The organism is Acinetobacter sp. FDAARGOS_559, assembly GCF_003940475.1.
Classification (GTDB): Bacteria; Pseudomonadota; Gammaproteobacteria; order Pseudomonadales; family Moraxellaceae; genus Acinetobacter; species Acinetobacter baumannii.
This window is the reverse complement of record NZ_RKJG01000004.1, coordinates 110,733-124,134: the sequence shown is the minus strand read 5'-3', so window position 1 is coordinate 124,134 and position 13,402 is coordinate 110,733. Positions and strand designations below refer to the sequence as shown.

General features: G+C 36.0%; 13 protein-coding genes. 10 read left to right on the top strand and 3 right to left on the bottom strand.

The genetic code is table 11. The features are described from left to right. Positions 1-273: 273 nt before the first annotated feature. Positions 274-810 carry a hypothetical protein gene (locus EGS71_RS01290; RefSeq protein ID WP_000123889.1) on the bottom strand — a complete coding sequence of 179 codons (537 nt, stop codon included), beginning with the start codon at positions 808-810 and terminating at the stop codon, positions 274-276. Positions 811-812: 2 nt separating this feature from the next. Beyond that, positions 813-1,382: a hypothetical protein gene (locus tag EGS71_RS01285; protein WP_000287493.1), complete on the bottom strand. Its 570-nt coding sequence runs from the start codon at positions 1,380-1,382 to the stop codon at positions 813-815. Between the two features lie 333 nt (positions 1,383-1,715). Here EGS71_RS01285 and EGS71_RS01280 point away from each other — a divergent pair, with 333 nt between their 5' ends. Then, positions 1,716-4,364, top strand: a complete 2,649-nt coding sequence (locus EGS71_RS01280; protein WP_000021504.1) for a DotA/TraY family protein — start codon at positions 1,716-1,718, stop codon at positions 4,362-4,364. Positions 4,365-4,417: 53 nt separating this feature from the next. On the opposite strand, the gene EGS71_RS01275 is transcribed toward EGS71_RS01280, so the two are convergent. After that, entirely contained in the window at positions 4,418-4,777 is a 360-nt protein-coding gene (locus EGS71_RS01275) for a hypothetical protein (RefSeq protein WP_000069170.1), read from the bottom strand. Positions 4,778-5,007: 230 nt separating this feature from the next. Here EGS71_RS01275 and EGS71_RS01270 point away from each other — a divergent pair, with 230 nt between their 5' ends. From EGS71_RS01270 to EGS71_RS01225, 9 genes are all read left to right on the top strand, one after another. Continuing rightward, positions 5,008-6,885 (top strand): M23 family metallopeptidase, encoded by a 1,878-nt coding sequence (locus EGS71_RS01270; RefSeq protein WP_002011509.1) that lies wholly within the window; start codon positions 5,008-5,010, stop codon positions 6,883-6,885. Between the two features lie 14 nt (positions 6,886-6,899). Continuing rightward, positions 6,900-7,241: a hypothetical protein gene (locus EGS71_RS01265; RefSeq protein WP_000956387.1), complete on the top strand. Its 342-nt coding sequence runs from the start codon at positions 6,900-6,902 to the stop codon at positions 7,239-7,241. A 13-nt stretch (positions 7,242-7,254) separates the two neighbouring features. Further along, positions 7,255-7,650: a hypothetical protein gene (locus EGS71_RS01260; RefSeq protein ID WP_000733607.1), complete on the top strand. Its 396-nt coding sequence runs from the start codon at positions 7,255-7,257 to the stop codon at positions 7,648-7,650. 10 nt (positions 7,651-7,660) lie between these two features. After that, positions 7,661-7,921 (top strand): hypothetical protein, encoded by a 261-nt coding sequence (locus tag EGS71_RS01255; protein ID WP_002016355.1) that lies wholly within the window; start codon positions 7,661-7,663, stop codon positions 7,919-7,921. Positions 7,922-7,944: 23 nt separating this feature from the next. Next, positions 7,945-9,603: an LPD1 domain-containing protein gene (locus EGS71_RS01245; RefSeq protein ID WP_002015123.1), complete on the top strand. Its 1,659-nt coding sequence runs from the start codon at positions 7,945-7,947 to the stop codon at positions 9,601-9,603. A gap of 108 nt (positions 9,604-9,711) precedes the next feature. Then, on the top strand, positions 9,712-10,362 hold the full coding sequence (locus EGS71_RS01240; RefSeq protein ID WP_000271057.1) for a DUF6088 family protein: 651 nt from the start codon (positions 9,712-9,714) through the stop codon (positions 10,360-10,362). Then, the gene (locus EGS71_RS01235) at positions 10,352-11,398 is read left to right on the top strand and encodes a nucleotidyl transferase AbiEii/AbiGii toxin family protein (RefSeq protein WP_001144533.1); all 1,047 of its coding nucleotides are present in this window, start codon (positions 10,352-10,354) and stop codon (positions 11,396-11,398) included. Before EGS71_RS01240 ends, EGS71_RS01235 begins: the two co-directional genes overlap by 11 nt. Before the next feature lie 188 nt (positions 11,399-11,586). Beyond that, positions 11,587-12,084: a LexA family protein gene (locus EGS71_RS01230; RefSeq protein WP_001077961.1), complete on the top strand. Its 498-nt coding sequence runs from the start codon at positions 11,587-11,589 to the stop codon at positions 12,082-12,084. After that, the gene (locus EGS71_RS01225; protein ID WP_001016937.1) at positions 12,081-13,376 is read left to right on the top strand and encodes a Y-family DNA polymerase; all 1,296 of its coding nucleotides are present in this window, start codon (positions 12,081-12,083) and stop codon (positions 13,374-13,376) included. The genes EGS71_RS01230 and EGS71_RS01225 overlap by 4 nt, the downstream gene beginning before the upstream one ends. Positions 13,377-13,402: the final 26 nt, after the last annotated feature.

The window sequence follows — 13,402 nt, the reverse complement described above, 5'->3', positions numbered from 1 at the left end:
TTATCAATTTTTATTAAAAATAAGATTAATAAATTAAATGATGTTCTCGTTCATGATCCACTTTTCATAAATGTTTACTCTTTAGTCTTTTTTTACCTAGATAGTTTTTCACAATCTTTAAACTATATTCGATGTTCTGGAGGGGAGCTAGACAAAGATAGATTAGATTTAATATATAATAATGAATTGGAGTATATCGATGCTTTGGATTTTAACTTTTTTCAATACTTGGCGCGAAGATTACCACGCCAAGTATATAGATTGCCTTAATATTTAAAAGAAATTATTTAAATCAATTTCATTCGTTTTGTTGTTACTTTCATTTTTCTGCTGGTTAAACTCCTGCATAGATTCTGCCGATCTTTGTTTGATTTCCTCAATGATCTGCTTTTGAATGTCACTCTGAGGTTGGGTAACTGTATTCATGGCCAGTGTAGAAGGGGAAGGTTGTTTTGGATCTGTAAATCCATACTCAGGCATAGACATCTTGCGAATAAGTTCTTCAGCTTTTTGAGGAAAACTGCTAGTAAAGAAGTTATTTGCTAGTTCACTAAGTACTTCTTTATTTAATTTCGGTTCACTGATAATTACTTGCTGAATATTATCTATTCCAAGTCTATTAAAAATATTGCTTAAAGCTCTTCGTTGGTTATTAATTTCAGGAATTTCAAGCTTTACACTTTTGTGTAATGTATTTAATAAAGGACTTTGATTTAATATTCCCGTTAAGGGAATGATCTTTGAACACTCAATTGAATTTTCACTTTTCATGGCGATCCTCATTTTTTTATCATGCTGTCCAGCAGTCATGATTATCTTGGATTGAAGCTGTTAGGAATATTTGATTCTAATACTACTTTATTTGATTGAGTAGCTGTACGTTCAATTTCACGTTGCTTACTAATTATTACTCGTTCAATATCATTTCTTTGTTCTTCTGGAACAAACGTAAGTACACCTTCTTTCATGTTCCGGATTAGATCAATTTTTAGCGAACGTTCGCAATGCAGATTTTTGATTGTATTTAGAGAGCTCTTTAATTTTTCTTCATTCAATTCGATTTGATCCGGATTGCGCGAAAATTGTAATGCTGTATCAATGATGATGCTGTTAATGTCTTGGAGAGTGGCACGTTCTCTTTTAAGATTCATTAGAACTTTGTCATTAAAAATTTCGTGCTTCATTCCCATATTTTCAATATTGAACCCTTTAACACCATTAAGTATTTGGTCTTCTAGAAGACGATTCAGTTTGTGATCAGGACCATTCTTCATTGCATGGTTAATGATTTGATTCGCTTGTAATTCTTCAAGAGATTGGTGCTCTTGCATATGAACAATAGAAGCATACAAATTGCTAAACGATTTTGTGCTACTATACATACATACCTCGAAAACAGCGATATATCTATCAAAATCAAAGGAAAAAGTTAACGTTAACTTTTTACATTAAACACCATAATTAATGTGCTAACAATGCATTCTACCTTTATTTTTTTTGCGAATCTTAATTTATTGTTATATGTGTCCGAATGATAGTCAATTGCATTTTGTTTTTTAAAAATTGTCTATTTCCATTTTTTAAATTAAAATTAATTGTGCTTTGAAAACTAATATTTTGACAGCATTCCGAATAATTTAAGACAAGATAGTTGAGCTACTTGTTTAAAAACCTAACAGACCTGTGGTCCTTGTTAGAAATAAAGGATAAGAGTAATGAGCATATTTTGCCCTTCGCAGACTGACAGTACATGTCAAAACGATGCAGCAATAGACCTGCTGGGAAAAATTTTTGGTGATGGGTTTATTCAAGCATTCGTGCTGGGTAAGTCCGCTGCTGCAACTGCACCTGCTACGGGTGAATTAACGCCTGTACTCTTTGGTGCATTAGGTCATTTAGCCTTAGTGTTTGCCGCTTTTCTTTTTCTCTTTCTAGTTTTTACTTCCGTATTACACACTGCACGAGATGGTGAAGTCTTTGGTGCTGGAAAGAAAAAACATTGGGTAATACTTCGTATCTTGATGTCTGGTGTCATGATTCTACCCACCACATCATTATATTCAGTTTCCAGTGTGGTACTTATGATGGTGGTATTAGCCTCGAATGGTGAAACTAACAAGGCATACAGAGAATTTTTAAATACTGTTGTTATGAACCCATCGCCATCCTTTGCTTCAGTAGACGGTTTAGATCCGTATGGCTTTCGCGCATACGCAATCCAAAAGCTTCGGCAATACACATGTGTACGTGTTTTGAATCAGAATTTTGCGGCTGAAGGTGTTTCTGTCGGTGAAAAAAAATATTCGGATGGCCAAACTTATTATGTTTCTAATATTGGAGGAGAAAGACAATTTAACAGCTCTCTAGTTGACAGAAATAATGTCTTAGATCAGGGATATTTCGGAGCAATATGTGGTACATCCTCTTACATTGTAGCTAATGCTGACTCTGTTGATTCGAATTTTAAATATTTAACATCTGAAAATCCGGATTTAGAATCATATAAAGATTTCAAAAAACGCTTATTACTCAATATACAAAATCTTAAATTTCAGGGTATTGTTCGATTAAATGAAGCAGTACTTGCATATGTAAATAGATTGCCATCTGAAGCGATTAGTCCTGAAGAGTATGCACGTAATTTTAATCAAGCTTTTAATAATGAAGAATTTGATAAAATTATTACTGATGAAATTAGACGAACTGATGCGTCTATTAACTCCCACTTACAGTCAAATCAAAATAGTTATATTAATAAAACAATTCAATATTTTGCTGAACGTGGTTGGACACAAGTAGCTCTCACTAAGAAGAAACTTGGTGAATTCCAGCGTGATATTTATGAGGCTCGCGCAAAAACCATTTATGAAGGTACGAATCCAGACTTACAACGTCTTAACAGAGAAGGCGTTGCCAGTGAAAAAGAACGTATGATTTATAACGTTCTAGTCACACAGATGGACTCTACTGTAAACAATTACCTCAAGACACCTCAAGTAGTAACAACCCTATCAACTAACGATATTCAGAATTTAATTCCTGAAGATATAACTAATTCAGATGTTTCATTTAAGCAGATCTCTAAAGATGTTGAAGCTGCAAATACCACACTAGTTTCAAATACCATGAGAATCTTTATTGAGACTTTTACTGGCACTGGACAAGCTGATGGCGTAGATGCTGTAACTCGTATGCAGAACACGGGTAATGTACTTCACATTGCTTTAACGGCTGTAGATACTACTCTAACTGGTGTGAGAACTGGTTTATCTGCTGCTGGCGCCACTGGTGCTGTTTTCTCAGATAATATCGGTACTGCTGCTGAAATTGTCATTGGGCTTGTTGACTATTATTCTGAAAAGCTAGGCAAAATCATGGTGATGGGTAAGCTCGTTGCCTATTATCTTGCTGTAATTATCCCGACTTTACCGTTTGTATTCTTCTTCTTCGCTGTTATTGGTTGGATTATTCATATCATTCAAACGATGGTTGGCTTAATTCTTTGGTCAGTAATGCATATGATCCCTGAACAAAGTTTTGTCGGTAGCCAGACACAAGGTTACTTAACGGTAGTTGCCTTATTCTTTAGGCCGATGCTATCGCTAGTCGGATTCTTCTTGGCTTTTATTATTTCTGATCCTTTATTAACATTTACTACTGATGGTTTCTTCGCAATCATGGGAGCTGTACAGTTCACTAATAATGGGTTTATTGCTGCTTTAGCTCAGTTCTTCTGGCTAATGGGTTGGGTAATTTTATATTGCTTAATCCTTTTACCAATTATTTATTTGATTTTTGGATTACCTAGTTCGCTTGCGGATAGTGTATTAGCTTGGTTGGGTACTAATTTATCTCGATCACTTGGCGAGACAAATTTAGGTCAGAATGTAGGTCGTGCTGCAAATCCGGCTGCTGGTTACTATAATACCTCTGGTGGTGGACGAGGTGGCTCTGGCGGTGGTTCCGGTGGTAACGGTGGGGGTGGTAGTCCTGCTGGTGGCGGTGGAGCCGGTACACGTGGTGATGGATCAGTATTGATGAATAAAGGGCAGCCTAATGAACAATCATCGGGAGCTCAAACTCACTTACCTAATGCTACCCCAAGCTCAAGTAATTCTAATTGGCAGTCTGCGGCTGCTGCTGGAGCTAGAGAGGGCGGTATAGGTGGTGCTATTGCTTCGGGTGTTAGCTTCGCGGGTAGACGGGGTCTTCAGAATGAAGCTTCGGCCGGAACAAGCGTCCTTTCCGATGTAAATGCTGGTGCTAATCAAACAGGTTATGTTCCTACAGAATATCGTATTGTTCCAGCAACTACCTCCGGTGCAAATAGCGTTGTACCAGAACCAAAAGATCCTAAACGGTAGTTAATACAAATTGAAAAAGCCATTTCTTTCGAAATGGCTTTTTTTTTGACATATTAAACTTTTTCGTATTTTGATAACCGCGCTTCAAGGTCATCAATAAGTCCATCTAATCGTGTAATCGTACTATTACAAGTATGTATATTACTAATAGCTTTTTGCAAATTTGAATCTAAGCTTTGGTTTTGTTGCTCTAACTGCTTAATGTAATTGACTAACTGAATAACATATTCTTGAGAGTAAGATTTTTGCTGTACAGGTGTATTAATATTTCTTGTGAAATTACGAATACGTGCAACGGCAGCCGGAGTATGATCCTTCATATATTGATCAAAATCACGGGCATTTCTGTCTAAAACATGTGGAGCAAATAAGCCATTATCAATGCCGTCATTTGAATATCGCATATTTGACATACTCAAACTCCTTTAACATTCTTATATATATCTTGATTTAATTATAAATTAGCATTCACAAGGATCAAGCTATTTTATGTAAGGAATTTTTAAAAAACTGATATATTCAAAAAATAAAAATCAGAATCAACAAACTTGCATAATTTTAAGGATTAGAAGAAAATTAGAGGTAGAAAATTCAGATGGTTTACCACTGAAAAAAATAACCTACCTTTAGGGCAAACGGTAAAATGATAACACTTGGTTCAACAAAACTAAGGCTTCTTGTCTTGATGATGTCTGCTGCTGTTATTGCAGATTTACATGCTTCGGCCACCAACTTTGAATATGCCAAACCGTCTGGTCAAACTGGTAAACCATCAAATTTAGATGCCGGTGATTTTCCTTTAACTGGTAATCTTCTCGTTACATCACGTTTTGGTATTACTCGATTTCGATCGGATGGATCACCGCGGTCACATTCCGGTTTAGATATCATCAACTCAAATGGTAATCATAGTCTGTACGCAATTGCGGATGGTGTCGTTATTGCGAATGGATGGATGACCGGTGGTGGTAATTATATTCGCGTTAAAAGGAAAGAAAATAATGACGTATATCAGTATCTTCATTTAGCTACGCGCTCCCCTTTAAATATCGGTACTGAAGTAAAGAAGGGGCAATATTTAGGGACAATGGGTAATACCGGTATATCGTTCGGTACACATTTACATTTTGATTATGCAATTCCACAAAAAGAAGGATCCCGTGCCAGAAATGCATGGCTTGGTAGTCCAAAGGGAAGCGCTAATGCGAATCCATATCAGAATATTCAGACAATAGGTCTAAGTAAGAATGGAATCGAAGGATACTACGTAACTGATCCGACACCATATTTAAAAGATGATATAAAAATAACGGATAGTACCTATAAAAACTATCTCGGTTCTACTATTAGACAACAGTTTAATATCCTCTATGGAGCTAATTTGCCAGTAGGAGCTGGTGCAACACAGCCAAAATTTGCTGGGGTTCAGTTTAAGTTACCTCAAGGATATGGAGCTACTGATGAGCAACTAGCAAAAGTAAATATTTCTGTCATTGAGGCTAGACAAAAAGCTCTTGAAAATGGTGAGATCACTGAAGCACAAGCTTACGATCCAAACATTACTTATCGAGAAGTAGAAGATATTTTTAAAGATTCAGGGCAGGTGGGGAGTTCTGAAGAAACTAAACTTGATATTGGTGATGATGGATCAGTAAAAGGCCACATTGAAAATTTAGCTTTCAAACGTTTCGCTTCTGCTGGCTGGGCTCAAGATCTGGTAAAAGCTTCAAATCGATCTTTATGGGTCGAATTTTTAAATATTGAAATTGCTAAAAACCATCTTAAAACACAACTTTTAAAGCAAAATGAACGCATTGAAGCACTTTTTGCAGCTTACGCAATTGCAAAGGCACGAGTCTTACAAGGTAAGATTGAAGAGTTAAGACAGGCTATTGAAAATGGCCGTAATATTGCTTTAATCAGTCGCCTAGAGCTTGAAGATCTTCCACCGATTGCTTCAGATACTGAAGTAATGAATGCAACAGTTACAAAACGTAATGGAAGTTATGGTTTAACTGGTGATAAGAAAGCTGCAATTATTGCAGTCGCTCAGGCAATTGGTGCAAACCCTAATGACTTAGCTGCTGTTATTAGTTTTGAAACGGCTGGTTCATTTAGTCCAAGCATACGCAATCCAAAAGGGTCTGCAACCGGTTTGATTCAATTTATGCAGTATACGGACGGAACTGGAAATGATAAGACGCCGCGAGATCAATGGGATTATTGGGGCATGACACGTTCACAATTTGGATCATTATCATTTACAGAACAAATGAAGTATGTTGAAAAGTACTTTAAAGATCGTGGATTACGTGAATCTAAACCAGTTAGTTTAGCGACACTTTATGGTTTAGTTATGGGCGTGCCGAAGGGAGGATATACGATTGCAAGACATTCGGCTGTCTTCAGAGATAACCCAGCATGGGATGTGAATGGAGACGGTGTTATCACGGCTGCTGAAGCTGTAAATGGATCAAAATTTAAAGCTCATATTCGAGTTTATTTCCCTGATTTCCCATAATAAGGAGTAAGAAAGTGTTAACAAAAAATATTTTATTAGCCATTACTTTGGCCGGTTCAATTGGTACAAGTTACGCAGCCGATTTGAATGATCAATTCTATCAAGTAATGGATGAAGCAGATGCAAATCCTATCACGTTAAACACTAAGGAAGACGATAAAAACTTTATTTCGCGTTATACAAAATTGAATCAAAAGCTGGCTTCAATTAACCAGCAAAAGAACGCAAAAGTTTATAGCCAATATAAGGCTAGAATTGAGCAAAATTGTTCAAAGCTTAAAACTAATGGGACTGAGTCATCGAGTTCAGCCTATTGTAAATATATTTTGAACTATTCGATTTTTAACATGCTGTGATTAGGAGCCAGAAATGAAAAAATTAATCTTGATATCTTTAATTCTAGGTGCTTCTGTAACTGCTAATGCGAACTCCAAGTTTCAAAATCAGTTCAAGCAAGTCGAGCAAATGACAGATAGTTGCGGTGAAGCAACCTATGGAGATTCGCTTACTTGTTATAACGAAGTTATAGCTAAGCATGCCCAACTTGCTGAAACAATTAAGGGTCATTCACCGGAAAAATCCAAAATTCCTGCATGGAATAAAGCCGTTTCGGATCTATCATCGATTAACAATTTATGCAATCAGATTGGCCAAATTCAGACCGGTATGCAAGGTGCAGCAAGTTTAGGCACCGGTGATTACTGTAGAGCTAAAATAATGGGCTTAACTTCATATAAGGCAGCTCAAATTTTTGGCAGTAAATAAGGCGCATATATTGAATAACCTGAATCCAATAGAGCGAAGTGCGCTGATGTCTGTATCTGAAAGTTTAATCGCGATCAGGGTAATTATAAGAAGAGCACAAGGCAATGGTGGGTTATCAGTTAAAGATATTCAAAATATTGAATCATTAGCTGATGCTTGCCATAACATACCTTCAGTTATTGCCAATAATGAGTCGGAACAGCTCAAGTTTTTGCTTGAGTCGGGTACAAGAGAGGCGAAGATGATTCTTGCTCAAGGAGCTGTATTTTAATCTGATCTGAATGGCGGGCTTAAATGGAAGAATTAAATAATACAAGAATTGAAGATGCTGGAGAAAAATTCGAAGGTGCGCGTAAAGATGCGGCTTCTCCGATCTTCAATCAACCATTTAAGCTAGGAAAAAATGACAGCAAAATAACCAAAAAAAAGATATGGCCTTCACCGAATTTTAGAGAAGACGTTCATAACGGAATTAAAACTAAAGAGCATGCATTACTTTTTATGCTTGTGTATGAAGGTTTATGCAATAAGCCTTTAAACGGGGGGTGGTTCAATATTAGTGGCCAATCATTTGAAAAAGCGTATGAAGATACATTGAATTTTTTGAAAGAAGCTTATGAAAAAAAAACTTATGAAAATAGAGATGTATTAGTTCAAGACTTCAACGATTTTATGAAAGCGAAATATTCTGGTAATGAGTTGTATGCTGCTGGTAGAAGAAAAGGGCGGGTTGTCCAGCATCCATTATATTTCAATTTACATTCTAGAATTCGTTTTAAAAATCTACTTAATATTGGCTGGCCACATAAGTTAATTCTGGATTCAGATTGTTTTGGAGCTTATGAGTTTTCGGATAATGATTCAAAAAAGCTATTTTGGTATGCAATAGAAGGCATCAAGGAGCGGAGGATCCGGAGCTTAGATAATTGGACCAAGCATGATCATTATGAGGCTGCATTACAAGTGGCCAAATCTGAATTCAGAAGTATTATTCAAAAAAGGAAAGAAGAGCAGCCAGACAATAACTCAAAAGTGCGTTCTAAGCCTCCAAAACGCCCTACATTTAATCGACCATTTGTACGGGTAGGGGAAACATATCGTCAATCAAATATTTCAACTGAGGAGTTTTTGAGTACCTTTAAATTTAGAGGGATTGAATGGGGAAATTATGTAACTCAATCTGAAAGACAAGGTTTCCTAGACGCTACTTATGATTCCTTTATAGATCTTACAAGGCTTTGTGGTTTACCACCTTCTTTTGCCTCACTAGGTGGTAAATTGGGTATTGCTTTTGGCAGCAGAGGGCGAGGGTATGATGGGGCAGCAGCACATTTTGAGCTTGATCAATGGCTAATTCATTTGACAAAGACAAAAGGTGTGGGAGCACTTGCTCATGAATTTGGCCATGCGTTAGATGCTTATTTAGCTTTAAAGAGTAAAACAAAAAGAGATTTTCTAACTGAGTCTTTTATTACTAAATACAATAATCACTCACTTAGCCTTTATTCAAGTGGTTTAAAGATAAGTGAATCCGAAAGCCTGAGATGTTTTAAAGTTCTTCTTGAAAATATGATTTTTACTTCAGACAAGAACATAACTGATGAACAACAAGGAAGGACTAATTCTACATTTGCAAAGAATGCATGCTTGTTAGATCAAGGGAGAAAAGAAGCATACTGGACGGATCCAACTGAGCTTTTTGCTAGAGTCTTTGAAGTATGGGTCACTGATAAGCTCAAAGCTTCAGGATCAATTAACGAGTTTCTTGTTTATGGACCAGATGAACCACCTTCAAGCTGGCACACCAAAGTTAATTCATACCCTGAAGATCAGGAAAGATTAAGAATAGTCCATTATCTAGACCGCTGGTTATCAGAACTTGTAACTACATGGAAGTTTGAAAAAAAGAGAAAAATCACTATCTCTAGAATTATGTCGAAAAGTCCCCAATAATATTTATTATCACGATTTAACATTTGTCCGAAAAAATGTGATTTTTTCAAACAACCTTTGTCTGAAAACGTTGTAAAATGAATTTTATATTTGTGTGGAGGGTAGATTATGTACGCCTTAGCTCAAGAGGAAAAATTTGAAAATTCTTCAGTAGCGGAGAATGTAAGACATAAAATTAAAAAATTCCCAAGAGGTCGAGTTTTTTCTATTGAAAATATTCCTGAAACATATGGGAATAAAGAAGCGATTCAACGTAATTTGTCTCGATTAGCTCAAAAAGGTGAGATTTATCGAATTAGAAATGGGATTTACTATAAACCTTTACGAAATAAGTTTCTTAAAGGGCGAATTGTGCCGCCTAATGTCGATGAGGCACTTAAGGTAATTTCAAAAAAATATAACGAAAAGATTCAACTTCATGGTGGTGCTGCGGCTAATAAACTTGGATTAAGCACTCAAGTTCCAACAATTTACGTTTATTACACAAGTGGTGTCACACGTGAGCTTGAAATTGCGGGTATACATGTAAAGCTCATTCATACAAATAATGAAGCTTTAATTAAATATGCAGGTACAAATATTGGTTTGGCAATTGCAGCCTTACAATATTTAGGAAAGGAGCTGGTTTCGGAGGAAGTGATTCTTAAAATTCGTGAGAATCTTACTGATAAAGAATTTCAAAAATTGATGAAAGCACATATAGCGGATTGGATGCATAAAACATTGATTAAATATAGCGATATTAATAATGCCTGTTAAGTACACACATTTAACGCAAAAAGAGCAGTATGGTATTTTGCATTTCTCGGCAAGGCATTTTGGAAAGAACAGCATTGTTTTAGAGAAAGATATTTGGGTATGTTGGGTACTTAAACAAATTTTTGAGATGCCAAATCGCTTATCTATGGCTTTTAAGGGAGGAACTTCTTTATCCAAAATTTACAAAGTTATTGATCGCTTTTCTGAAGATATTGATATTACACTTGATTATAGACAATTTGAGGTTTGCAAAGAGCTAAATCTTGGTCCAAACCAAACGGTTCCGGATTCACTAAGTAGATCTGCAATTAGACGCTTATCTGAAGCATTAAAAGCAAACGTGCAAGAATATACAATGGACGTTGTTATTCCCTATTTGAAATCACAAATTCAACTACTTCCTAATGGTGAGGACTTTGAGGTGATTGCAGAGGGTTCAGAACAAATCCGTTTTATATATCCTTCAGCTATTAAAGAGGGCGGAAGAAGAGGATATATCAAAGACTATGTGCTAATAGAATTTGGTGGACGAAATATAATTGATCCAAGTGAAACTCATTTCATCGAGCCAGATGTAGCAGAAAGCACAGATCATATCGAATATCCAAGTAGCCAAGTAGTAGTTTTGTCACCGGAGAGGACATTTTGGGAAAAAGCCACCCTTATTCATGTGGAATGTCATCGAGGGGTAAGGGAAAATGCCGAACGTCTTTCTAGACATTGGTTCGATTTAACTTCTTTGTATAGTGATGATATTGGTACTCAAGCTATCCAGAATATTGAATTGCTTAAAGACGTCATTTCTCTTAAAAGTACTTTCTATAATGCATCATATGCTCATTATGGAGAATGTTTAACAGGCAGCTTTAGGTTGATTCCCGATCCAGAAGGGTTAACACATCTTGAAAGTGATTTTAGTAAAATGAATGAAGCCGGTATGCTTAATCATAGCTCAATGTCCTTCGAAGATGTAGTAGAACGTATCCGTACAATTGAAGCTCATATGAATCAGATGATCACTGAATTTCATGTTTGATCTAATAATAATGTACTTATAAAACGGGCCTATAGAGACTATAGGCCCGTTTTTTAGATTTTTACAAGCACAAGAACCGTTGATCAAATTTTATAAATCAATCTGTTTATCCACAACATTTAAATTTGAAATTTGGCTGGACTCTACTTTATTATTTTGAATACGTTACGTTTTCAAAAGGTGGCAAAATGAATAGAGCAGTTGAGTTGGGGCAGGCATGCAGCCATTTATTGTGTGGCAAAGTTTATCCGGATGTGATTTGTGTACATGAAGTAGTTAGATCTTCATCCATAAAAATTCCATTCGTAAGTGAAAAGATATCAGCGGGATTTCCATCACCAGCTCAAGATTATGTAGATAAAATGATGGATATGAATGAGCATCTTATCCGGAACGAAGCTGCAACTTTTATTGTCAAAGTTTGCTCGTTATCAATGATAAATGCTGGAATTGATATCAACGATGAGCTTGTGGTTGATCGTAGTTTAGAAGCGAAGAACGACGATATTGTAGTAGCACTTATAGAAAATGAATTTACTGTTAAGCGATTAAAGATAGAAGGAACGAAAGTCTGGCTAGAGGCAGAGAATCCAGACTACAAGAATATATATTTTAGTGAAGGGGAAAATCTGATCGTATGGGGAGTAGTTACGTTCATTCTAAAAAATGTTAGAAAAAGATCATGAACCACACAAACAAAATTTTTTTACTCGTTGATGTCAATAATATGTACACCTCGGTAGAAACGGCTTTTGATCCTTCCTTATCGGGGCGTGCCTGTGTAGTTTTGTCAAGTAATGATGGAAATATCGTAGCCAGAAGTCCGGCTGCAAAAAAGCTTGGAATCAAAATGGGTGAACCATTATTTCAAATCCAAGATTTAATAATGAGAAACGATGTTATTGTTCTTTCAAGTAACTATATTATTTATGGGGAAATGAGCCGGCGTTTTCATAAAATATTAGCTGAATACGTTTCTCCAGAAAACCATGAAATATATTCAGTTGATGAAGCATTTCTGGAACTTACAAGTTATAGGGATATATATGATTTGAATCAATGTGCTAAAGACATTAAAGATAAACTAATGAAATTTTTATCTTTGCCCGTTTGTGTGGGGATTGGACGCACGAAAACAGAGGCTAAGTGCATGAATCATATAGCGAAAACCTATCCACATTTGAACGGTATTTGTAATATTTTTGATATTGCTGAAGTAAAAGATTCTATTTATCGTAATACGGATGTTGGAGAGGTTTGGGGGGTGGGCCGGCAACAAAAAAAGAAACTTCAGCTTATGAATATTAATACGATCTATGACCTAATGATGGCTCCACCATCGCATATACAAAGTGTTTTTTCAGTGGTATTAAAGCGTACTGTTCTGGAGTTAAATGGCATATCATGTATTGATATAGAGCATACGCCTCCAACAAAAAAACAAATTGTCTCATCACGAACGTTTGGCCAGAGAATAACAAAAATTCATGATTTGAAAGAAGCAATTATTAAAAGAACACAAGAAGCGTTTACACGTGCGAGAAATGAACAAGTTCTTGTGGGGTGCCTTATTGTGTTTGGGTATTCAAATCCTTTTGATAAAACAAAGCCTTTTTATAAAAAGGAACAAAGCGCATCTTTTGCTGTACCTACGGATGATTTAAGGTTACTGGTTCAAACAGCAACAAGATTAATGGATCAAGTCTATAAGGCCGGAATTGAATTTAAAAAAGCCGGAGTGATTTTGACTTGTCTCGAACCAAAACATACTTACACCTATGATCTGTTAACTGACCATCAGGATCTGGAGAAAACAGAGCAACTTATGAAGGCTATTGAGGATGTACAACAGATCTTTGGTAAAAACAAAATTGGATTTGGGGGAAGTATGTTTAAAAACCGGATTTGGAACCTTACAGCAAATCATCAAACTAGAAATTATTTTAGTTTTGATGGAATGATAAAAATTATGAATTAAAAAAAGATAAAAAAACAAAGCCATAG

What these genes read in the sequence shown, in the direction of transcription:
- EGS71_RS01240 (WP_000271057.1), top strand. Translation starts at nt 9,712, where the DNA reads ATGTACGCCTTAGCTCAAGAGGAAAAATTTGAAAATTCTTCAGTAGCG.
- EGS71_RS01225 (WP_001016937.1), top strand. Translation starts at nt 12,081, where the DNA reads ATGAACCACACAAACAAAATTTTTTTACTCGTTGATGTCAATAATATG.
- EGS71_RS01260 (WP_000733607.1), top strand. Translation starts at nt 7,255, where the DNA reads ATGAAAAAATTAATCTTGATATCTTTAATTCTAGGTGCTTCTGTAACT.
- EGS71_RS01280 (WP_000021504.1), top strand. Translation starts at nt 1,716, where the DNA reads ATGAGCATATTTTGCCCTTCGCAGACTGACAGTACATGTCAAAACGAT.
- EGS71_RS01235 (WP_001144533.1), top strand. Translation starts at nt 10,352, where the DNA reads ATGCCTGTTAAGTACACACATTTAACGCAAAAAGAGCAGTATGGTATT.
- EGS71_RS01245 (WP_002015123.1), top strand. Translation starts at nt 7,945, where the DNA reads ATGGAAGAATTAAATAATACAAGAATTGAAGATGCTGGAGAAAAATTC.
- EGS71_RS01290 (WP_000123889.1), bottom strand. Translation starts at nt 810, where the DNA reads ATGACTGCTGGACAGCATGATAAAAAAATGAGGATCGCCATGAAAAGT.
- EGS71_RS01230 (WP_001077961.1), top strand. Translation starts at nt 11,587, where the DNA reads ATGAATAGAGCAGTTGAGTTGGGGCAGGCATGCAGCCATTTATTGTGT.
- EGS71_RS01275 (WP_000069170.1), bottom strand. Translation starts at nt 4,777, where the DNA reads ATGTCAAATATGCGATATTCAAATGACGGCATTGATAATGGCTTATTT.
- EGS71_RS01285 (WP_000287493.1), bottom strand. Translation starts at nt 1,382, where the DNA reads ATGTATAGTAGCACAAAATCGTTTAGCAATTTGTATGCTTCTATTGTT.
- EGS71_RS01270 (WP_002011509.1), top strand. Translation starts at nt 5,008, where the DNA reads ATGATAACACTTGGTTCAACAAAACTAAGGCTTCTTGTCTTGATGATG.